Genomic DNA, 22,081 nt, shown 5'->3' with positions numbered 1-22,081 from the left:
AATAGTTGTACTATTAATTGGGCTTTACTGAAACAAACGTTCTGTCTGATTTTGTTTTTTTAAAAACAACTTTACCTTTTACTACAGAAAAAATTGAGTGATCCTTACCCATCCCTACATTTTCTCCTGGAAAAATTTTAGTTCCTCTTTGTCTAACTATAATATTTCCTGGGATTACAGACTCGCCACCATATTTTTTTACACCAAGTCTTCGACCAGCACTATCTCGGCCGTTTCTAGATGATCCACCTGCTTTTTTCGTTGCCATAATTTACCTTACTTTGAAGCCTCTTTATTATCAGTTTTCTTTTCAGTCTTCACCACTTTTTCAGCTTCAGATAAAACTTTTCCATCTTTTGAAAAGATTTTATTAATTCTTATTTTTGAAAATTCTTGTCTATGACCGTTTTTTCTTCTTGAGTTGTGTCTTCTTCTTTTTTTGAAGATTAAGATTGTTCTATTTTTACTATTCTCAATTAATTCAGCTTCCACTTTAGCACCAGATACTATTGGAGCTCCCAATTCAATACTTTTGTCATCGCCATATGCAAGAATTTCATTAAATTCTACTTTAGAATTAGGTTTAGAATCTTGTAATTTTTCAATTTTTAAGATTTCACCAGCTTTTACTTTGTACTGTTTTCCACCTGTTTTAATTACTGCGTAAGACATATTCTGAATTTTTTTTAAGGGCAATATAGTCTGAGAAGCTTTTTAGTCAAGCTGAATAACTTAAAAATTATCCTTTAAATCTCGAAGTTTTGAGAAATTTTCAATATCTTTAGCTCTTAGAAATATGTTGGTTGCAATTTCATCTTCTAAAGTAGTTGGAATCGTAGGCTTACCTTCAGAGCGCAACTTTTTGATTTTGATAATTTTTTCTTTTAAATCTTTGTTGGTTGGATCATGCTTCAAACAAAATTCTGAATTTTTTAATGTATATTCATGACCACAATAAATTAGGGTTTCCAAAGGTAGTTTTTTTATAATGTTTAATGAATTAAACATCTGTTCGTAAGTTCCTTCAAAAATTCTTCCACATCCTAGAGAGAATAGTGTATCACCAGTGAATAGACAATTCTCTTTTTCAAAGTAATAACAAATATGACCAGATGTATGACCTGGAATATGAAAAATTTTAGCTTTAAAATTTTCAGCGCTCCAAATTTCATGATCATTGAGCTTGATGTCTATTTCAGGAATTCTATTTTTATCACCTTCAAATCCAATTATTTGTGAATTAAATTTCTTTTTCAATTCTTCATTGCCACCAACATGGTCATAATGGTGATGAGTGTTTAAAATATATTTAAGATTAAACGAATTTTTTTCTATAAAATCTATAATTGGATTGGCTTCACTTGGATCAACAACGCATGCTGTATTATTTGTTTCATCATACAAAATGTAGCTATAGTTATCGTTCAAACAAGGAATTATAAAAATTTCCATTTTATTTTTCTAGTATGAATATTCCAAGATTTGCCATTAAATTTTTAAAATTTAAATTAGCTTTACTAATTGAAGAAAAGCTATTTTCATTTAAGGCCAAAGACTCATTTAACTTAAAATTATTTTTTTCACAAAAATGCACAAAATCTTTAATTGAACACATATGCAAATTTGGAGTATTATACCATTCATCTGGTAAAGTTTTTGTAATTGGCATTGTTCCTTTGAATAATAAATGTAATCTAATTTTCCAATAGCCAAAATTTGGGATTGTTACAACAGCTTTTTTTCCTACTCTTAAAAGTTCATTGATTACTTTTTCAGGATTTAAAAATGCTTGTAAAGTTTGACTTAGTATTACGTAGTCAAATGATTTGTCTGGAAATTGAATTAAATCTTTTTCTGCATCACCTTCTATTGTAGTAAGACCTTTTGATATACAAATTCTTACATTCTGTTTTGAAATTTCTAATCCCCTTATATCAATATGTTTTTCTTTCTTTAAATACTGCATCAACTCACCATCGCCACACCCAACATCTAATACACGACTTTGATCTTTGATAAGCTTAGTTATAATTTGAAATTCAAATTTCATTTAGTTAATTCCTCATAAGATTTATCCACAAAGTTTTTTAATACATTTAAAAAATCAGGTACATCTAAGAGAAATGAATCGTGCCCTTTGTCAGACTCAATTTCAGCAAAACCTACATCTGCACCTATAGAATTCAACGCTATAACTATTTCTTTATTTTCTTGTGTTGGATAAAGCCAATCAGAAGTAAATGAAATTATAAAAAATTTTGTTTTTGTATTATTAAATGCCTTTGATAAACTGCCCTCAAATTTCCTTGGCAAATCAAAGTAATCCATAGCTCTCGTAATATAAAGATAACTGTTTGCATCAAATCTATCTACAAAAACACTTCCTTGATACCGCAAATAACTTTCAATTTGAAAATCCGCATCAAATCCAAACTTTAAGTCATCTCTTTCTTGAAGTTTTCTACCAAATTTATTTTCCAAACCTTTTTTTGATAGATACGTTATATGCGCTGCCATTCTTGCAACTGACAAACCATTAGAAGGGTTTTTATTTTCTTTTTGATAGTCTCCATTTATCCAATTAGGATCAGCCATTATTGATTGTCTACCTAATTCATTAAAGGCTATATTTTGAGCTGAGTGACTTGACGTACAAGCAATTGGGACAGCTGTTTTTGCTTTATCTGGAAAATTACTTACAAATTGTAAAACTTGCATACCACCCATAGAACCACCTATTACAGAAAAAAGTTTATCAATACCAAAATGATCTAGTAGATTAACTTGAGCATTAACCATGTCATTGATAGTTATCACTGGAAAATTTGTGCCATAAGGATTATTAGTTTCTGGATCGATATGACTAGGACCAAACGAGCCCATACAACCACTTATTACATTAGCACAAATTAAAAAATATTTATCTGTATCAATTGATTTGCCCGAACCAACTGCATAAGACCACCAACCGTCTTTATTTGTGACAGGATTTTTGCCTGTAACAAATTGATCGCCTGTTAAAGCGTGAAATATAAGAATTGCATTATCTTTTTTTTCATTAAGTTTGCCATAAGTTTCATATGCTATTGGGAAATCATTAATTACTCTTCCACAGTCTAAAGTGAGCGGTTTTTTTACAATCAACTTTTTAAAATCTTTAATCTTATTCATAAAATAAGGCTGATTTGAATTGTGAGAAAAAAACTTTTTTAGCGGTTTTTTTATAGCGCTCGCAATTCAGTTAAATCAGCGCAAAAGTTTTGTACTAGAAGAGTATTATTATGTCAATTTTTAAAAAATAGCTTAAGTAGCTGTATATTCTATAAAATATACATATAAATATTAAAATAATGAGTTTACCAAAATTTAAAAGTTTTAATTTAGATGTTTATAGACCTGGTAAATCTAAATTAGCAAACATTAAAAATATAATAAAGTTATCTGCTAATGAATCTGCGCTTGGCACAAGTCCAAAAGTAAAAAAAATATTAAATTCTAAAAATTTAAAAATTTTTAAATATCCAGATCCATTGAGTAATTCTTTAAAAAAAGAAATTTCCAAAAGATTTAAATGTGATGAGACGAAATTAATATGTGGTTCAGGTTCTGATGAAGTTATTCAAATGATTTGTCAACTTTTTCTTAATTCAAAAGATGAAGTAATTATTCCTACATATAGTTTTTTAATGTATAGAATATATTCTGCCATTGTAGGAGCAAAAGTAGTCTTAGCTGAAGAAAAAAATTTTAAAGTAGATGTTAATAATATTCTAAAAAAAGTTAGTAAAAATACCAAAATTGTTTTTATTGCTAATCCAAACAATCCTACCGGTACTTATTTAAATTATAAAGAGCTAATACAATTAAGAAAAAAATTAAGGCAAAACATTCTATTAGTTATAGATGACGCTTATTATGAATATATGAAAAACAAAGATTATAAATCTGGTTTAGAAATATTTAGATCTAAAGAAAATGTTTTTGTTTTAAGAACTTTTTCTAAGATTTATGGTTTGGCCTCTTTAAGAATAGGATGGGGTTATGGGTCAAAAAAAATTATTTCTGCACTAAATAGAATTAGACCTCCATTTAATGTTAACGCAATAGCTCAAGCTGCGGCAGTAGAGGCTTTAAAGGATACAAAATTTATTGTTAAATCAGTTAAACATAATCTAAGAGAAGCAAATAAGTTAAAAAAATTTTTAAGCACATTAAATATTTCAACAAATCCTATTTCAGCAAATTTTTTACTGCTTAATTTTGATAAGTGCAAACTGGCAGCGAAGAGTGTTTATAAAAAATTACAATCTAAAGGAGTTATTTTAAGAAATGTTGAAGTAGGTTATAAAATTAAAAATAAGTTAAGATTAACTATCGGATCAACAAAAGAAAATGCTGCTTTCGTGAAAGCAATGAAAGGTTTGTTTAATTAATGAAAAATATTTTAATTATTGGCTGTGGTTTACTAGGATCTTCTTTGGTTAGAAAAATAAAACAAAAAAAAATTTCTAAGCAAATTTTCGTATATGAAAAATCAAAAAAATATCTGAGTCAGATTAAGAAATTAAAACTTCCATGTAAAATTGTTAAGAATCCTAATGAAGTTATAGATTTATGTGATTTAATAATTTTTTGCACACCAATGAGCGAATATCAAAACATTATTAAAAAGATTAATCCTAAACTAAATTCAAAGAATATTGTTACAGATATAGGATCATCTAAAATTGAGTCTCAAAAAATTATAAATAAGTACTTAACAAAAAAAACAAATTGGTTATCCAGTCATCCTATTGCAGGATCAGAGGTAAGCGGACCAAGAAATGGTTATGCATCTATATTTGATAATAAGTGGTGTGTATTAATTAAGGACAAAAATACAAAACTTAATACTCTTAAAGTTTTGAAAAATTTTTGGAAAAAAATTGGATCAAAAGTAGTTGTTATGAATGCTGATCAACATGATAAAATTTTTTCAATTACAAGTCACTTACCCCACTTGATTGCATACAATTTAGTTAAATCGGCACAAGATTTTGAAAAACAACAAAGTTATGATTTAATTCAATACAGCGCTGGTGGTTTGAGAGATTTTTCTCGTATAGCAGCTTCCAACGAAATAATGTGGAGAGATATTTTTTTTAATAACAAAGGAAATGTGTCTAAAGCAATAGATTTGTTTATCAAAAATTTATTAGACTTTAAAAAAGATATTTTGAAACAAAATAATAAAAATATTCTGTTAAAATTAAAAAATACAAAAAAAGTACGAGCTAAGATAATTAAGCTTAAACATGATATAAATAAACCTGATTTTGGCAGAGATTAATATTTTGATATATTAGTAATTTTTTTAACTTTAAGATTTGCAGTTTTCTCAATTAATTCAACAGTTTTCAAAGTATCCATTATAAGCACTTTTTTTCTTGGCCCATAAGCATGTAAGAAATCTTTTTTGTTTGCACATATACCAACATGACCTTTCCAAAAAATTATATCTCCTTTATTGAATTTTTTATTTTTCATAGTTTTGCAGAATTTTATCTGATCTTTTGTATCTCTTGGAAAAAATTTATTATTATAAAAAAAGAAAATTTGTATTAAAGCTGAACAATCTATACCGTCTGCGCTTCGTCCACCCCATAAATATTTAGTGTTTAAGAAAAGTTTTAAAATTTTGATGTAATTTTTTTCTATATGATCTTTTATGATTAAATCTTTTTTATTGATCCATTTATTTTTTTCAAATTCAAAATAATTTCCATATTTTTTTAAAACCATTATTTTTGAACCAAAAAATATTTTCTGTTTTAATCTTGTAAATCTTCCTTTTTTTAATTGAAAAGTTTTTGCGCTTAGTTTTTTTACCTTTAATATTGGATAAAATTTTTCTTTAAAATTTGAGCTTTTAATGTAACCCACATAGTTATCAAAATTAAGTTTTATTTTTAACCAATCTTTTTGTTTTTTTATTATTGTAAATTTTTCTCCATAAAGAATTTGAGAAACTATTTCTGATTTTAAGGAAGGTTTTAAATAAATATTTCCTAATGATTTATTGTAATAAAGTTTATTTTTCACTGATCTTTAATTTATCTTTTATATAATAAAGAATTATTAATGAAGGTATAACCATAATAGCTGTTATAATAAAAAATATTCCCCAGTCGCCATGTAGCCAATCAACTAACGCACCAGATGATGAAGCAAGTGTAGTTCGTCCTGCAGTACCTATGGAAGCTAATAATGCGTATTGTGTGGCCGTGTATGTTCTATCAACAAGAAGAGAAATAAATGCAACAAAAGCAACTGTTGCAAATGCAGCGGCAATATCATCAAAAATAACAGCGACTGCAAATAATACTTCTGATTTTCCACTCCAAGCTAAAACACTAAATAATAAATTTGTTCCAGCCATTAAAATTCCTGCTAAAAACATTGCCTTTAGTACTCCAGATCTAATAACAAACAATCCTCCCAGCAGTGTAAATATTACAGTTGTAATCCAACCTAATGTTTTTGAGTAAATTGCAATATCAGATTTGCTAAAACCTATTTCTTTGTAAAAAATAATGGACATCCGGCCAAGAAAAGCCTCACCAATTTTAAATAAAAAAACAAAACCCAAAATACCTATAGCAATTGAGAAGCCATTTTTTTTAAAAAAACTAATTATAGGGCCACTTATTGTTCCACTAATCCATGCAAGAGATTTAGAAAAAATATTACCTTTTCCAAGTTTGTTAGAAATTAGGTTATCATTATTTTTTTGAATAGCACCCCTATCATTGTTAATAGGTTCATTTACAAACATCAAGCCAATATTCATTAGAATTATCAAAGTACCTAGAATGAGAAAAGTAAGTTGCCAATAGTTTTGAAATCCAGAATTTTCCAGAATATCAGCAGTGAATAATGAAATTACACCTCCGAGTTTGTATCCAGTCCACCACCCAACAACAACCATTGCTGCACCAGCAGCCATTGATTTTCCCTCTTGTTCTCCTATTTGTTCAATCCTTAAAGCGTCAACAGTTATATCTTGAGTGGCTGATGCAATTGCTATCAATAAACCTACCGAGATAACTAATGCCAGGCTTTCACTTGGTTTAAGCATACTCCATAAAACTAATGACGATAAAATTATAATTTGCATTGAAACGATCCATGCTCTTCTGTGCCCTATTTTTTTAGTTAAAAAAGGAATGTGAATTCGATCAATTAATGGAGCCCATAGATAATTAAAAGCGTATACTCCAAAAATAAGTCCTGCCCAACCTATGGTAGATCTATCAAGACCATCTTCTTTCAACCATAGACTTAAGCTACTACCAATTAAAACCCAGGGAAAACCTTGGATAGCACCTAATAACAAAATCTTTAACATTCTTATGTCAAAATAAACAGAAAACGTCTCTGAAAGGTTTTGTTTTCTAAATTCAATCATTTAATTCCTCCAAAATGCTGGCACAAATAGAATTAGAATTGCAAATAATTCTAATCTACCAAGTATCATGCCAATAGTAAGTATCCATTTAGAAATGTCAGGTAAAGAGGAAAAGTTTCCATTTGGACCAATAGTTGATCCTAAACCTGGACCAACATTTGAAATTGATGTGGCCGCACCTGATATAGATGTAATAAAATCTAATCCTGTTAGTGATAATAATGCAGATAAACAAAAAAAGATTAAAAAGTAAAAAAATATAAATGAGATTATTGATGCAATAAATTTTTCATTTATTGAGTTTTCTGCATATTTAATTACAAAAACACCTTTAGGGTATATTATCTTTTTTATTTGGTTCATAATAAAAAGATATAAAATCTGAAATCTAAAAACTTTAACTCCACAAGTAGTTGATCCAGCACATCCACCTATGAACATCAACATTAAAAATAATACTATTGTAAAACTACCCCAACTATCGAATTGATCATTAACATAACCAGTGCCAGTAATGATAGAAATTACATTGAACAATATTGATCTCAGATCAAAAGATTGAATATTATTAAAGCTTAAATAAATTCCTAATATAATAATTGTAAAAAATATAATCTTAAAAAAAGTTCTGATTTGGCTATCATTTTTAAAAACTTGTTTATCTCCATTTAAAAATTTTATGTATGCAATAAAAGGTAAGCTTCCTAGAATAATAAAGACCATTGATACTGACTCTATATAGGCACTATCAAAATAACCAATCGAGTCATTATAATTAGAAAAACCACCTGTTGCTATTGTGGTCATCGAGTGAGTTAAGCTATCAAAATAATTCATTCCAAAAATCTTATAAAAAAATGTGCATAATAATGTCAAAGTTGAATAAATATAAATTAATCGGAGAGCTATTTCTTTTGATTTAGGTAAAATCTTCTCTGATGAGTCGTTATTTGAAATTTTAAATAGTTGCATTCCACCCACATTCATAATTGGCATTAAAGTTATTGCCATAACAATTATTCCTATACCACCCAGCCATTGCAAAATAGCTCTCCACAATAATATTGCTTTTGGCATTTCTTCTAAATTATTTATGATTGTTGAGCCAGTTGTTGTAATCCCTGACATGCTTTCAAAAAACGAGTCAGTAACTGAGAAATTAATTGTTGAAAAAATAAATGGAAATGATCCAAATATCGCAATACTTAGCCATGATAATGCAGTTAAAAGAAAAGCTTGTTGTAAATTTAGTTTTTTATCATGATCTAAATTAGATAAAAAAAATAAAGTACCAAATATTATTGTAACTATTGCAGCCCCAATAAACGAAGAGTCCATTTCAGAATAAATTATTTGAACAAATACAGGTATGATCATCGATATACCAAGTATTATTTGAAGTATTCCTAATGTGAAAAAAACAGTTTTATAATTACTCATTTTGAAAGAATCATATTTTATGGTAAATAAATTTCAACACTTTAAGAATTAGTAATTACTTCTATAAATAGATTAGTTTAATTTGTTAATGATAAAAAAAGAAAATTTAGACAAAACAAATGCGTGGCCAATAGTAGAAGCAAAAAAAATGCTTCGTGAAAGAAAATCACTGATTGAGAAAAAAGGCAAGATAACACTTCAAACAGGATATGGCCCAAGTGGATTACCTCATATTGGAACGTTTGGAGAAGTTGCCAGAACTTCAATGATGGTCAACGCATTAAAGTGTTTAACAGATTTACCAACTGAAATAATTACTTTTTCTGATGATATGGATGGTCTGAGAAAAGTTCCTGACAATGTTCCTAATCAAGAGCTTTTAAAAAATAATTTAAATAAACCATTAACACAAGTCCCAGACCCATTTGAAAAATTTAACAGTTTTGGAGAACATAATAATGAAAAACTAAAATCTTTTTTAGATAGTTTTAATTTTGAATATAATTTTAAAAGTTCCACAGCTCTTTATAAGGCTGGAGTTTTTGACGATACATTGAAATTAATTCTTGAAAACTATGAAGGTATTATGAATATCATTTTACCAACTCTTGGCCAAGAGAGACAAAAAACTTACAGTCCATTTTTGCCCATTTGTCCAGACACAGGCAAAGTTTTAGAAATACCAGTTTTAGAGTTTAACAAATCAAATTCTACAATTATTTTTGATAACAATGGGAATAAACTAGAGACAAGTATCCTAGGTGGTGCGTGTAAATTACAATGGAAAGTTGATTGGGCAATGAGATGGTATGCATTAGATGTAGACTTTGAAATGTATGGAAAAGACTTAATTGAAAGTGCAATTTTATCTACAAAAATTATAAAGCTACTTGGTAAGAGAAACCCATCAGGTTTTGCATATGAATTATTTTTGGATGAAAAAGGTGAGAAAATTTCAAAATCTAAAGGAAATGGAATAACAATTGAACAATGGTTGGAATATGCTTCACCTGAAAGCTTATCTTTATATATGTATCAAAATCCAAAAAGAGCAAAAAAATTATACAATGAAATAGTCCCAAAAGCAGTGGATGAATATTTGGACTTTATAGAGAAAGCAAAAAATCAAAATGAGCTGCAGATATTAATGAATCCAGTTTGGCACGTACATAATGGAATAATTCCAAAAGAAAAAATGATTATGTCATTTTCGATGTTACTTAATTTAGTTGAAACAAGTAATGCTGACACAAAAGATTTACTTTGGAAATTTGTGAAAAAATATAAAAAAAATATTAATGAAATTGATTATCCTATATTTGATAAACTTGTTGGCTATGCAATAAAATATTTTAATGACGTGATAAAATCACAAAAGAAATATAAAAAACCAAATGAAAATGAAACTCAAGCATTAAAGGCTCTTATATTGAAATTAGATAATTGTAATGATGAAATGAAACCAGAGGATATACAAACCGAAATATATTCCACTGGCAAAGAAAATGGTTATGCAGAAAATTTAAGAGATTGGTTTAAATTAATTTATGAAGTTGTATTTGGTGTTGAAAATGGGCCAAGGATGGGATTTTTTATTAGCTTTTTTGGTGTTAATGAAACTAAAGAACTTATAAGAAGTAAATTAGAATAATGTTTTCAAATTTTCGATCTTTATTATTTAAAATTGATCCAGAAACAGCTCATACTTTAGCTATTAAAAGTCTAAAATTTAATTTTATTCCAGAAATATTTGATGAAAATTCTAACGATCCTCTTTTTTCAACAAATCTTTTAAATAAAGATATTGCAAATCCAATTGGTATGGCTGCTGGGTTTGATAAAAATGCAGAGGTATACAATTCATTATTTAAGTTGGGTTTTGGATTTGTTGAAGTTGGAACAGTCACACCTATGCCTCAATACGGAAATCCTAAACCAAGAGTTTTTAGGCTGGTTGAAGATGAAGCTCTAATTAATAGGCTAGGGTTTAATAACAAAGGATCCGAAAGCGCGTATAATAGAATTAATAATAATCCAAAGAGAGGTGTTTTAGGAATTAACATTGGTCCCAACAAAGATACTAATGATAGACTTAATGATTATTTGATTGGTTTAGAAAAGTTTCATAATTTAGCTGATTATATTACTATTAATATTTCTTCACCAAATACTGAGAACTTAAGGAATTTTCATGATGAATCAAAATTAGATGATTTATTAAGTAGAATTAATGCTAAAAAAAAAGAACTTAATTCAAAAGTTCCTTTAGTAGTTAAGATTTCTCCAGATCTTAAAGATACACAAATTGAAGATATCGCTAATATTCTGCTATCAAATAAAATAGAAGCAGCAATAATTTCTAATACATCAGACTCCACAAGAGAAGATTTAAAAGATATTCAAAAACATCAAAAAGGAGGACTCTCAGGAAAGCCAATTGAAAAAAAATCTAACACTATGATTAAGAAATTTTATAAATATTTTAATAAAAAAATTAAAATCATCGGAGTAGGAGGGGTGGACTCAGGTGAAAGCGCATGTGAAAAATTTTTAGCTGGTGCAGATTATATCCAACTTTATACTGGAATGGTGTATCAAGGGCCAAATATAGTGAGTAAAATAAAAAAAGAGTTAAAAGAAATACTTAATAAAAAAGGAGTTAAAAATTATTCAGAAATTGTTGGAAATCACTCATAATTAGTGTTGTATTAAACTTGACGCATTAAAGATCTCCCCTTATATATCCCGTAATTATTATGTCTAAAAAATGTGAATTAACTGGTAAAATTCCTATGAAAGGTCACAATGTTAGTCATGCTAACAATAAGACAAAAAGAAGATTTTTACCTAATTTAAAAAAAGTTAAATTTACGAGTGAGCTATTAAAAAGAAGTTTAAAAATAACAGTAAGCAATGCTGGAGTTAGAACAGTTGATAAAAAAGGCAGTTTTGATGAATTCTTAAAAACTGTTAAAAACAAAAACCTATCACCAAGATTAAAGAAATTAAAAAAAAGTTTACTAATTAAATCACCATACGTAAAAAAAGCTACTTCATCATCTAAATCGGCTTAATGAATAAACCATTTATATTACTTTCACTTCTAATGGGAGTGATTGTTCTTCTTTCAAATTATCTTGTTCAATTCCCAATAAATAAATTTGGTTTAGAAAATATACTAACTTATGGTGCTTTCAGTTATCCTGTAGCTTTTTTAATTACTGATCTTGCAAATAGGTCTTATGGAAAAAATGGTGCAAAAAAAGTAGTTTATTTTGGATTTACAATTGGAATTTTGTTTACTTTATTTTTTTCCACAAACTTTGAAGATATGATTTCAATTCGAATAGCAATTGGATCGGGAGTAGCTTTTATAGTTGCACAATTATTTGATGTTCAAATTTTTGATAAGCTTAGAGAAAAAAAATGGTTTATTGCACCATTAGCATCATCAACATCTGGTTCAATAATTGATACTTTCTTATTTTTCTCTATTTCTTTTTATGGAACAGGAATACCGTGGTTCTCTTTAGCCTTAGGTGATTTGGCGGTAAAATTATTTGTAGCATTAATAATGCTAATTCCATTTAGATTATTACTTGGAACTTTAAAGCCAGTCAAAGTTTAGTAAAGAAATTTATACGATAGAATTTTATAAGCTAGTTTAGCTACTAAAAAGTTATAAGAATTAAATCCTTTTATTGGTGCTAATTCATTAATATCTGCTCCAATTATATTTGAATTTTTAGCGGCTATCCTTATGATATTTAAAGTTTCATCCCACAGTAAACCACCAGGCTCAGGTGTTCCAGTGGCAGGCATAATACTAGAGTCTAATCCATCAACATCAAATGTCAGATAAACAGTTTTATTCTTTATTAATTTTTTAAACTTCTTTAAATCCCATTTTGGTTTATCTTTTGCCCAAAAAATATTTATTCTAGATTTATTTTTTTTCAAAAAAGGTATTTCACTTTCTGAAATATTTCGAATTCCAAATGAAATAATAGATACATTTTTGTGATCTAAACAACGTCTAATAGCTGATGCATGAGAAAATTTTTCTCCATTATAGCTATCACGAAGATCAGCATGGGCATCAAAATGTAATAAACAGATATTTTTATATTTTTTCACAAATGGATCAATACATCCAGGTGTGATAGAATGTTCACCTCCAAAGGTCATAGGAAAAAGTTTTTTATCCAAAATTTCCTTATTAACACTTGCCATTTTCTTGAGGGCTTTATTAATATTTTTATCAATTTTGAATGGCTCTAAGGTTTTAATGCCTATTTTTTTGTATGGCTCACAATTTAGTTCTTCATCATAAAGTTCTACTTGGTGAGATGCTTTAATTATTTCTTTAGGACCATTTTTCGTTCCACCACCGTAGCTGACAGTTTTTTCAAGTCCAAATGGGACTATAACTACTTTTTCTTTAAAATTGAATTTATTATCAATTCCTAAAAAACCTTTTTTATTAGAGAGATATTTCAATTTAACTAAATATTTTTGAGAAATTTTTTCTTTCTCTGTTTTTCCATTCACCCTTGTGATAAGCATCACTTGCTATTAAAGGCAGGACGCTTGTTGCTTCAGCAAAAACCATCTGTTCTTGAGTGACATCAACCTTACCCCAAGAACTAGCCTCTTTTAAAGTAGAACTACTACACGCACCATCTCTTGAGTCTGCAACTGTTATTTGAACTGCATACTTGTGCATTTCAACTTCTTTTCCAAGAAGTTCAGCACAAATTACAGTATCTTGAATAAAGTTTTTTGGAACCCCTCCACCAATCATAAATAATCCTGACCCTTTAGATTTTATTTTTATTTCAGTTAGTTCTCTAAATTCACGAATAGAGTCTATAGTGATGTGTTTTTTTGGATTATTTTCTTGATGCATAACTAAACCAAAGCCAGCACTGGAATCTGTAAATGCAGGACAAAATATTGGAACATTATTTTCATACGCAGTTTCAATTAGCGAATCTTTTTTAACAGAATTTTCTTTTAAATATTTTCCCATTTCCCAAATAAATTCTCTAGAAGTGTAACTTTTCGGTTCTAATAAGTCAGCAATTTCACATATTTTTTTATCACACATTTGAAGCTCATCTTCATCAATGTATGTATCATAAATTCTATCTATATAGTTTTTTCTAAGTTCTGTATCGTCCTGAAATTGAGAACCCTGATAATGTTTAAAACCTAAAGCTTCAAAAAAATCCATATCTATGATTGAAGCTCCCGTTGCAACAATTGCATCAACCATATTATATTTTACTAAATCTTTATAAATATTCATGCACCCAGCTGCAGAGGTTGATCCAGCAAGTGTTAAAAAAATTGTACAATCTTTATCCTTTAACATTTCATTATAAATATTTGCTGCATTCGCTGTTTCTCTAGAAACAAATGACATCTTCTCCATAGAGGATATTATTTTTCTAGAGTCAAAAGATGTAATATCTATATGTTCAACCGGATTTTTTAAGAAATCTTTTTTACTATTGTGCCCTAATGGTTTATTATCTGACATTAGGCAACCAGTATACCTTGATTACCATTTTTCTCATACATGCTCATTATTGGTTTGTCTTCTACTTCATAAATTAAATCTGAGTAGAAACCATTGAATTGAGTTCTAAATGTTAAACCGTAAGCACCTAATTGTCCTAACTCAATGTAATCATTCTCTTTAATATTATTTGGCAATAGGAAAGGTCCCTTCATATAATCCATACTATCACATGTAGGACCATAAAAATCAAAAGCAGTTAATTTTTTAGAAATAATCTTATTTGACTGATCTTTAATCATCTTAGAAGGGTAAACAATATTTGGTGTACCAGCATCAAACAATGTTCCATAAGTTCCATCATTAATGTAGAGTTTTTGTTTTTTTCTCAAGTTTACTCTTACTATTGTTGAACCACTCTCAGCAACAAGTGCTCTTCCAGGTTCACAGATAATTTCAGGTAGTTTTTCAAGTTTTAAATTTGTTAATCCTTTTTTTATTTCTTCAAAATAACTATCTAAACTTTGAGGAATTAAATCTGGATAAATTGTTGGGAACCCACCACCTACATTAATATAGTCTGGTAGAATTTTAGTTTTTTTAATTATATTACCTATTTCTGAGATACCTTTTGAATATGAAATTGGATGCATACATTGCGATCCAACGTGGAAACTTATTCCCAGTTTAGAAGCATATTGTTTAGCCAATCTTACAAGACCAATTGCTTCAGAGCTAATGGCACCAAATTTTTTTGATAAATCTATTTCAGCATGTTCATTTGATACTGCCACCCTTACAAACAACTCTAAATCATTTGCATTTTTAGTACTTTCAATAATTTTAATTAATTCATCTTTTGTATCTAAAGAAAAGGTTTTTACTCCATATTGGAAATATGCTTTTTCAATACTTTCCCTAGATTTAACGGTATGCATAAACGAGCATTTGATGTTTTGATCAATACTCTTAATACTTTTTATTTCATCAATTGAAGCCACATCAAATTGATCAATTCCACTTTCAATGATCGTTCTCAAAACTTCAGGGTGAGGATTAGTTTTTACTGCAAATAGAATTTTACCTGGAAAATTATCTTTAAAATTTTTTGAAGCAGTTTTTATTGATTCTCTCCTAATACAGTAAACTGGCTGTTCAGGCTGCAGTTGATTTATAAGCTCTTCAACTGATTTAAATTTTTGCATTTCATATGCCTCCAAAAAAAATTTAATAAAAAAAAGCCTTAAATTAATAAAACTTTCACATTAAACGTGCAAATAGAGCAATATAGACATGATGTAAAGCAAATAATTAAGTGTTGTAATCTGAAAATAAATCACCATATTACCCTTGTTATGAAAGAACAAGCTGTACTAAAAAACATCAATGATTTTGAGAATAAATCGTTACTTTTAGTTGATGATGATAATCCTTTTAGAGAAAGACTTGCAAGAGCAATGGAAAAAAAAGGTTTTTCAGTTGTACAAGCTGAAGGTGTACAAAAAGGCATTGATACAGTCAAAACATCAAAACCAGGATTCGCTGTAGTAGACTTAAGACTAGGTGATGGCAATGGTTTAGATGTTGTAAAAGAAATTCAAAACTCTAACTCTGAAAGCAGAGTTATAATGCTAACAGGATATGGAAATATACCAACTGCAGTTGCGGCTGTAAAAGAAGGTGCAATTGATTATTTAGCTAAACCTGCTGATGCTGAAGACGTAGAAAAAGCATTGTTAGCCGATCCAACAAAAAAAGCAGTTCCACCTGAAAACCCAATGTCTGCAGATAGAGTTAAGTGGGAACATATTCACAGAGTTTTTGAATTATGCAACAGAAATGTTTCTGAAACTGCTAGAAGACTAAAAATGCATAGAAGAACTCTTCAAAGAATTCTTTCTAAAAGATCTCCTAAATAAATTTTCTTAAATTAATTATTTTTTTCGAAATTATCACCAACAAAGCTAGTTTAAATATTTCTGCCAGTAAAAATGGATAAACACCAAATTCTAGTATTGGCTTATCCCATCCTATAAGTGTGCCAAGCCACAAAACACCTAAAATATAAATTGTTGATACAGACAATAACAGTTTAGAAATTATTTTTAATATGTTGTCATTAGAACTTATTGTTCCAGCAATTAGTGTTGCTGATAAGAAACCAATCAAATATCCCATTGTTGGACCTGTAAAGTAAACCAAACCCACACCTTTTTCAGGTGAGTTTGAAAAAACTGGTAGTCCAGCAATACCTTCAAACAAATATAAACTGACTGTTGCCAATCCTATTTTGTAGCCGAATGCTATACCCAATAACATTACAACAAAAGTCTGCATAGTCATTGGTACTGGATAAAAAGGAATTTTTATTTTTGCTGATATAGTTAAAGCTAACGAACCAAGAATTATTATTAAAAAAGTTTTTACAATTGATGATTGATTTAAATTTTTAACAATTTCCATTAGCTATTCATACAGTTATTTTATTTAATAATCTACTTTTTTTAATATCCAAAAATTTAGAATTATATAGAATAATTCTAAAAAGAATCTTTAATATCATTATTTAATGAAAAAAAAATCTGAAGAACATTATTATCTAGTTGATGGTTCTGGATATATTTTTAGAGCCTATTATGCTTTGCCTCCATTAACCAGAAAAAGTGATGGTCTTCCCACAGGGGCTGTTAGTGGTTTTTGCAGCATGTTATTTAAGTTATTAGAAGATTCTAAATCAGACCAAAACTTACAAAAGCCTTCTCATTTTGCTGTCATTTTTGACTCTGCTAGAAAAACATTTAGGAATGAAATTTATAGTGATTATAAAGCTAATAGATCAGAAGCACCTGATGATTTAGCCCCGCAATTTGAATACATTAGAAAATCTGTTTTAGCTTTTAATCTTCCGTCTGTAGATTTAATCAACTATGAAGCAGATGATTTAATAGCCACTTATGTAGAACAAATATTAAAAAAAGGCTCAAAAGTTACAATTATCTCTTCTGATAAAGATTTAATGCAGCTCTATAAAAAAGGGGTACGAATTTATGATCCTATGAAAAATAAATTTGTATCAGAAGAAGATGTAAAAAATAAGTTTGGCGTTGATGCTAGTAAGGTAATTGATGTTCAGTCACTTGCTGGAGATAGTAGTGATAATGTTCCAGGTGTACCTGGAATAGGGGTTAAAACAGCAGCAGAATTAATTAATAAATATGGAAATTTAGAAGAGTTATTAAAAAATGCTCACGAAATAAAACAGAATAAAAGACGCGAAACATTAATAGAGAATAAGGATAAAGCGATAATCAGTAAAAAATTAGTAACACTAGACAATAAAGCGCCAGTAAACCAAAAATTAGAAGAATTTAAATTAAAAGATATTGATAAGGAAAAATTATACTCTTTTTTGAGAGAAATGGAGTTTAATAGGCTCTTGAGTTCTGCAATATCTGCTTATGGAGAAGCTGGTTTTAAAAATGATAAAGTTGAGTTAGACAAAAAAAAAGATGAAAAACCAATATCAAATAAAAATTATAAACTCGTTACAAAATTAGATGAAATAGATAAACTTGTTAGTGAAGCTGAAGAAGCAGGTGAATTTGCAGTAGATACTGAAACAAATTCATTAAATCCTCATCAAGCTGAACTGGTAGGGATTTCAATAAGCACAAAAATTGGCAAAGCTAACTACATTCCAATTGGTCATAAATCAAAAAAATATTTTGAAAAAAAAGATGTTTTAAAAAAGTTAAAACCAATTTTGGAAGATAGTAGTATTAAAAAAATTGGTCAAAATATTAAGTTTGATTTTATTATTTTTTATCATCAGGGAATTATTCTTAATTCCATGGAGGACACCATGTTAATGTCTTATGTGCTTGATGCTGGAAAAAATAGACACAACATGGATATTTTATCAGAATTACATTTGGGTCATAAAACAATTTCATTTAAAGAAATAGTAGGAACTGGAAAAAAAGAAATTAATTTTAGCGAAGTTGAAATAGAAAAGGCTAAGGATTATGCCGCTGAAGATGCTGACATTACTTACAGACTTTATAAGAAATTTAACAAAAGTTTAAAGGTTGAAAAATTAGTCAATATTTATGAAAATTTTGAGAAACCTCTAATAAAAATTTTAGCTTTTATGGAAATTGAAGGAATTAAAATAGACAGTAAGTTTTTAAAGACCTTATCTACTAAATTTGAAAAGAAAATTATTAAACTTGAAAAAGATGTATTTAAAATTTCAAAAAAAGAATTCAATATTGCATCTCCCAAACAACTAGGTGAAATTATTTACAATGATTTGAAAATAGCAAATTTAAAAAAAACAAAAAAAGGAAGTTTTGCTACAAGTGCAGCAGTCCTTGAAGATTTAGCTTTTAAAGGACATAAATTTCCACAATTAGTTCTTGATTGGAGACAAGTATCAAAATTAAAAAATACTTATTCAGATACTTTACCCGAACATATAAATAACAAAACAAATCGTGTTCACACTTCTTTTTTATTGGCAGCTACTACTACTGGTCGTTTAGCGTCAAGCGATCCTAATTTACAAAATATTCCAATAAAAACTGAAGATGGCAGAGATATTAGAAAAGCTTTTATTGCTGATCAGAATAAAATTTTAATTTCTGCTGATTACAATCAAGTTGAAATGCGAATTTTAGCAGATTTAGCAGATGTAAAAGAATTAAAAAAAGCTTTTAAAAAAGATATCGATATTCATTCATTAACAGCAAGTCAAATATTTAATGTAGATATTAAAAAAGTAAATTCAGATCAAAGAAGAAAAGCTAAAGCTATAAATTTTGGAATTATTTATGGGATTTCTCAATATGGATTGGCAAAACAAATTAATGTTTCAAACCATGAGGCTGAAGAATTTTTGAACGCTTATTTCTTAAAATTTCCTGAAATAAAACTTTATATGGATAGTACGATAAAGTTTTGTAGGAAGAGTGGTTATGTAAATAATATTTTTGGTAGAAGGTCTCATTTCAATGCAATTAATGATAAAAATTATAATATAAGAAATTTTCAAGAAAGAGCTGCAATTAATGCACCAATTCAAGGATCAGCCTCTGAAATTATGAGGTTAGCCATGATCAGACTCAATCAAAAATTATCTGACTCAAAATTTAAAGAATGTAAAATTTTGTTACAAATTCATGATGAATTAATTTTTGAGGTGCCAAAAAAAGATGCTGATAAGCTTTGTGAGATAATTAAGAAAGAAATGTCTAGTGTCACGGAAAGTGAATTTCATTCTTTTAGCACACCTTTAACGGTTGATGTAAATGTTGGTGATAATTGGGGTGTATTGCATTAAATTTTGACGTTTGCCCAAATTAGAACAATTTAGTATTTTTAAAAGTGTCTATGCAAAAACAAACAATAGCTCTTATAGATGATGATAGAAATATTCTAACAAGTCTAAGCATAGCTTTAGAAAAAGAAGGTTTTAAAGTTCAGACTTATATTGATGGCGAAAGTGCACTGATTGGATTAACTAGAACACCACCTGATCTTGCTGTGGTAGATATTAAAATGCCAAAAATGGATGGTGAAGAACTTTTAAAAAAATTAAGAAAAAAAACTTCCCTTCCTGTAATCTTTCTTACTTCTAAGGATGATGAAATTGATGAATTATTAGGTTTGAAATTAGGAGCTGACGATTTTATCAAAAAATCAGGAGGTTTTTCTATTAAGGTTTTAATTGAAAGAATTAGAGTTCAATTAAGAAAAAAAGACACAAATAATATTATTGAAGAAAATAAAAGTATAATCACTCATGGAAAACTAAGATTAGACCCTTCACAATTAGAATGTGAATGGGATGGTAAGCAACTACCTGATAAATTAACTACAACAGAATTTTTAATTGTTAAAGAATTAGCAAAAAGACCAGGCATTATTAAGGAGAGAGCACAATTAATGGATATAGCTTATAGAGAAGATACTGACATTGAGGACCGTACAATTGATAGTCACGTTAAAAGAATTAGAAAAAAATTTAAAAAAGTAGACCCAGAATTTTCAGCTATAGAAACCAGATATGGTAGTGGATATAGGTGGAACGTTGGTTAATGTTAAATAATGTAATTAAAAATTTATCAATCTTAAAAAAGTTTCTATTTATCAATTTTTTATTTTTTTTAGTAATAGGAATACTAACAATATTTTATCTAAAAAATGTTCAACCAAATTTGATAAAAAAAAAGTCTGCTAATCACATTAACGTAATAAATAATACTATAGACAACATCCTAAGATTAGATGTAAACCTTAATAAAAGAGATATTCAAAAATTTTTAACATCAACACGATTTTTATTTCAAAATTTAGATAGAGTTATTTTTTTTGATAATGAGCTTAATCTTATTGGAGATACAGATACTTTAGATTTAGATCCAAGAGCATTTTCTCAAAGACTAAACATAATTGAATTTGAAGTATTAAATGAGGAAAAAACAAAAGAAATTATTGAAAAAAAAAATATTAATATAAATAAAAAAAATTCAATTTCATTAAAAGATGTTCTCTTTAACTACATTGATTCAAGAAATTTTGGAAAACCATATACTTTTTCAGAAGAAACTTATGAACAATTCAAGCTAACAACAATAAAAAATATTATTAAAGATGACAAAAATGTTGGGTATGTTGCGATAACGGAAAATGCAAATGATGTTAGAGCAGCTATTCAAGAAAGAGAAACTTTTATTATACGAACAGCAATAGTTGTAGCAGTTGTAATTTTTATTTTCTCATTCGTCTTGAATAGATATTTTTTAAAGCCGATTCAAAATCTTGTTAGTTATACAAAAAATATTAAAGCTAAAAAGAAAGAAAAAACAAATATTGAAAATTTGAAAGTAAGAAATGATGAATTGGGACTTTTGTCTAAGTCATTAGATGATATGACTTTTGAGCTTCAAAAAAGAATCTCTAATGCAGAAAATTTTTCAACAGATTTAGTACATGAAATAAGAAATCCCTTAGCTTCATTAAAAAGTGCTTCTGAGATTTTAAATGATACAAGCGATATTAAACAAAGAGAAAAATTAATCAGTATATTAAGCCACGATGTTGAAAGAATAGAAAGATTGATAACTGACTATTCTCAAATTTTAAAAGATGAAGTTGCATTAAGTAAAGAAAAAATGAAAAAAATAAATCTTGATCCAATAATTAAATCGGTAGTAGATGATTTTAACAACATTTATTTTGCTAAGAGAAAAATAAATGTTTTATATAAAAATGATGGAGATAAAGATTATTTTATTCAAGGAATTGAAAATAGAATAGAACAGATAATTGCAAACCTTTTAGACAATTCGATTTCATTTAGCGAGAATAATACTAGAGTTTTGGTGGAATTATTGAAAGTTGAAGGAAATCTGATTTCATTAAAAGTTATTGACGAAGGGCAGGGATTTAAAGAAAAAGATACTAATAAAATATTTAAAAGATTTTATAGTAATAGGCCAGATAAATTTGGAAAACATTCTGGGTTAGGACTTAATATCGTAAAAAATCTTGTTGATTTGCATGAAGCTTCAATAATAGCTTCAAACAATAAAAATAACAAAGGCGCATCAATAGAGATTAATTTTAAAAAAGCTTAATCTTTGTTGATTAATATATAATTAATTGCT

Annotated in this window: 22 protein-coding genes; 10 read left to right on the top strand and 12 right to left on the bottom strand. The window is 28.1% G+C overall.

Annotated elements, in window-relative coordinates; translation table 11 throughout:
* Positions 1–13: 13 nt before the first annotated feature.
* From rpmA to metX, 5 genes are read right to left on the bottom strand one after another with little or no spacing between them, the layout of a single operon-like run.
* A complete protein-coding gene (gene rpmA / locus ACTT9U_RS01865; protein WP_440931496.1) occupies positions 14–268 on the bottom strand; it encodes a 50S ribosomal protein L27 in 255 nt (84 codons plus the stop codon).
* A gap of 8 nt (positions 269–276) precedes the next feature.
* Positions 277–672: a 50S ribosomal protein L21 gene (gene rplU / locus ACTT9U_RS01860; protein WP_440931495.1), complete on the bottom strand. Its 396-nt coding sequence runs from the start codon at positions 670–672 to the stop codon at positions 277–279.
* Between the two features lie 60 nt (positions 673–732).
* The gene (gene gloB, locus ACTT9U_RS01855) at positions 733–1,452 is read right to left on the bottom strand and encodes a hydroxyacylglutathione hydrolase (RefSeq protein ID WP_440931494.1); all 720 of its coding nucleotides are present in this window, start codon (positions 1,450–1,452) and stop codon (positions 733–735) included.
* 1 nt (position 1,453) lies between these two features.
* Positions 1,454–2,050, bottom strand: coding sequence for a methionine biosynthesis protein MetW (metW, locus tag ACTT9U_RS01850; protein ID WP_440931493.1), 597 nt, complete (start codon positions 2,048–2,050; stop codon positions 1,454–1,456).
* Positions 2,047–3,171 carry a homoserine O-acetyltransferase MetX gene (gene metX / locus ACTT9U_RS01845; RefSeq protein WP_440931492.1) on the bottom strand — a complete coding sequence of 375 codons (1,125 nt, stop codon included), beginning with the start codon at positions 3,169–3,171 and terminating at the stop codon, positions 2,047–2,049. Before metX ends, metW begins: the two co-directional genes overlap by 4 nt.
* Before the next feature lie 179 nt (positions 3,172–3,350).
* Between metX and hisC the strand changes: the two genes are divergently transcribed.
* The gene (hisC, locus tag ACTT9U_RS01840; RefSeq protein WP_440931491.1) at positions 3,351–4,433 is read left to right on the top strand and encodes a histidinol-phosphate transaminase; all 1,083 of its coding nucleotides are present in this window, start codon (positions 3,351–3,353) and stop codon (positions 4,431–4,433) included.
* Positions 4,433–5,329 (top strand): prephenate dehydrogenase, encoded by an 897-nt coding sequence (locus ACTT9U_RS01835; protein ID WP_440931490.1) that lies wholly within the window; start codon positions 4,433–4,435, stop codon positions 5,327–5,329. The genes hisC and ACTT9U_RS01835 overlap by 1 nt, the downstream gene beginning before the upstream one ends.
* Here the strand turns inward: ACTT9U_RS01835 and ACTT9U_RS01830 are convergent.
* The 3 genes from ACTT9U_RS01830 to ACTT9U_RS01820 are packed head-to-tail and all read right to left on the bottom strand — an operon-like array spanning position 5,326 to position 8,887.
* Positions 5,326–6,081, bottom strand: a complete 756-nt coding sequence (locus ACTT9U_RS01830; RefSeq protein WP_440931489.1) for a C40 family peptidase — start codon at positions 6,079–6,081, stop codon at positions 5,326–5,328. The two genes, ACTT9U_RS01835 and ACTT9U_RS01830, sit on opposite strands and share 4 nt — an antisense overlap.
* Positions 6,071–7,447 carry an AmpG family muropeptide MFS transporter gene (locus ACTT9U_RS01825; protein WP_440931488.1) on the bottom strand — a complete coding sequence of 459 codons (1,377 nt, stop codon included), beginning with the start codon at positions 7,445–7,447 and terminating at the stop codon, positions 6,071–6,073. The genes ACTT9U_RS01830 and ACTT9U_RS01825 overlap by 11 nt, the downstream gene beginning before the upstream one ends.
* Entirely contained in the window at positions 7,448–8,887 is a 1,440-nt protein-coding gene (locus ACTT9U_RS01820) for a TrkH family potassium uptake protein (RefSeq protein WP_440931487.1), read from the bottom strand.
* An 88-nt stretch (positions 8,888–8,975) separates the two neighbouring features.
* On the opposite strand from ACTT9U_RS01820, the gene ACTT9U_RS01815 reads away from it, so the two are divergent.
* Genes ACTT9U_RS01815 through ACTT9U_RS01800 form a run of 4 tightly spaced genes read left to right on the top strand, consistent with a single transcriptional unit; the run spans position 8,976 to position 12,515 of the window.
* Positions 8,976–10,538 (top strand): lysine--tRNA ligase, encoded by a 1,563-nt coding sequence (locus tag ACTT9U_RS01815; protein ID WP_440931486.1) that lies wholly within the window; start codon positions 8,976–8,978, stop codon positions 10,536–10,538.
* Positions 10,538–11,584 carry a quinone-dependent dihydroorotate dehydrogenase gene (locus ACTT9U_RS01810; protein WP_440931485.1) on the top strand — a complete coding sequence of 349 codons (1,047 nt, stop codon included), beginning with the start codon at positions 10,538–10,540 and terminating at the stop codon, positions 11,582–11,584. Before ACTT9U_RS01815 ends, ACTT9U_RS01810 begins: the two co-directional genes overlap by 1 nt.
* Positions 11,585–11,643: 59 nt before the next feature.
* The gene (rpmB, locus tag ACTT9U_RS01805) at positions 11,644–11,961 is read left to right on the top strand and encodes a 50S ribosomal protein L28 (RefSeq protein ID WP_440931484.1); all 318 of its coding nucleotides are present in this window, start codon (positions 11,644–11,646) and stop codon (positions 11,959–11,961) included.
* Entirely contained in the window at positions 11,961–12,515 is a 555-nt protein-coding gene (locus tag ACTT9U_RS01800; RefSeq protein ID WP_440931483.1) for a queuosine precursor transporter, read from the top strand. Before rpmB ends, ACTT9U_RS01800 begins: the two co-directional genes overlap by 1 nt.
* Here ACTT9U_RS01800 and speB read toward each other — a convergent pair.
* From speB to ACTT9U_RS01785, 3 genes are read right to left on the bottom strand one after another with little or no spacing between them, the layout of a single operon-like run.
* On the bottom strand, positions 12,512–13,387 hold the full coding sequence (gene speB, locus ACTT9U_RS01795; RefSeq protein ID WP_440931823.1) for an agmatinase: 876 nt from the start codon (positions 13,385–13,387) through the stop codon (positions 12,512–12,514). The two genes, ACTT9U_RS01800 and speB, sit on opposite strands and share 4 nt — an antisense overlap.
* A 1-nt stretch (position 13,388) precedes the next feature.
* Positions 13,389–14,432, bottom strand: a complete 1,044-nt coding sequence (locus ACTT9U_RS01790) for a 1,9-bis(guanidino)-5-aza-nonane synthase (RefSeq protein WP_440931482.1) — start codon at positions 14,430–14,432, stop codon at positions 13,389–13,391.
* Positions 14,432–15,616, bottom strand: coding sequence for a type III PLP-dependent enzyme (locus tag ACTT9U_RS01785; RefSeq protein ID WP_440931481.1), 1,185 nt, complete (start codon positions 15,614–15,616; stop codon positions 14,432–14,434). The genes ACTT9U_RS01790 and ACTT9U_RS01785 overlap by 1 nt, the downstream gene beginning before the upstream one ends.
* A 150-nt stretch (positions 15,617–15,766) precedes the next feature.
* Here ACTT9U_RS01785 and ACTT9U_RS01780 point away from each other — a divergent pair, with 150 nt between their 5' ends.
* A complete protein-coding gene (locus ACTT9U_RS01780; protein ID WP_440931480.1) occupies positions 15,767–16,330 on the top strand; it encodes an ActR/PrrA/RegA family redox response regulator transcription factor in 564 nt (187 codons plus the stop codon).
* On the opposite strand, the gene ACTT9U_RS01775 is transcribed toward ACTT9U_RS01780, so the two are convergent.
* Positions 16,323–16,874: a biotin transporter BioY gene (locus tag ACTT9U_RS01775; protein ID WP_440931479.1), complete on the bottom strand. Its 552-nt coding sequence runs from the start codon at positions 16,872–16,874 to the stop codon at positions 16,323–16,325. The two genes, ACTT9U_RS01780 and ACTT9U_RS01775, sit on opposite strands and share 8 nt — an antisense overlap.
* 106 nt (positions 16,875–16,980) lie before the next feature.
* Here ACTT9U_RS01775 and polA point away from each other — a divergent pair, with 106 nt between their 5' ends.
* Genes polA through ACTT9U_RS01760 form a run of 3 tightly spaced genes read left to right on the top strand, consistent with a single transcriptional unit; the run spans position 16,981 to position 22,051 of the window.
* Positions 16,981–19,752, top strand: a complete 2,772-nt coding sequence (gene polA / locus ACTT9U_RS01770; protein ID WP_440931478.1) for a DNA polymerase I — start codon at positions 16,981–16,983, stop codon at positions 19,750–19,752.
* Between the two features lie 50 nt (positions 19,753–19,802).
* The gene (locus ACTT9U_RS01765) at positions 19,803–20,510 is read left to right on the top strand and encodes a response regulator transcription factor (RefSeq protein ID WP_440931477.1); all 708 of its coding nucleotides are present in this window, start codon (positions 19,803–19,805) and stop codon (positions 20,508–20,510) included.
* Positions 20,510–22,051, top strand: coding sequence for an ATP-binding protein (locus ACTT9U_RS01760; RefSeq protein WP_440931476.1), 1,542 nt, complete (start codon positions 20,510–20,512; stop codon positions 22,049–22,051). Before ACTT9U_RS01765 ends, ACTT9U_RS01760 begins: the two co-directional genes overlap by 1 nt.
* Positions 22,052–22,081: the final 30 nt, after the last annotated feature.

Source organism: Candidatus Pelagibacter sp., assembly GCF_052049975.1.
Classification (GTDB): domain Bacteria; phylum Pseudomonadota; class Alphaproteobacteria; order Pelagibacterales; family Pelagibacteraceae; genus Pelagibacter.
This window is presented reverse-complemented; position numbering and strand designations above follow the sequence as displayed.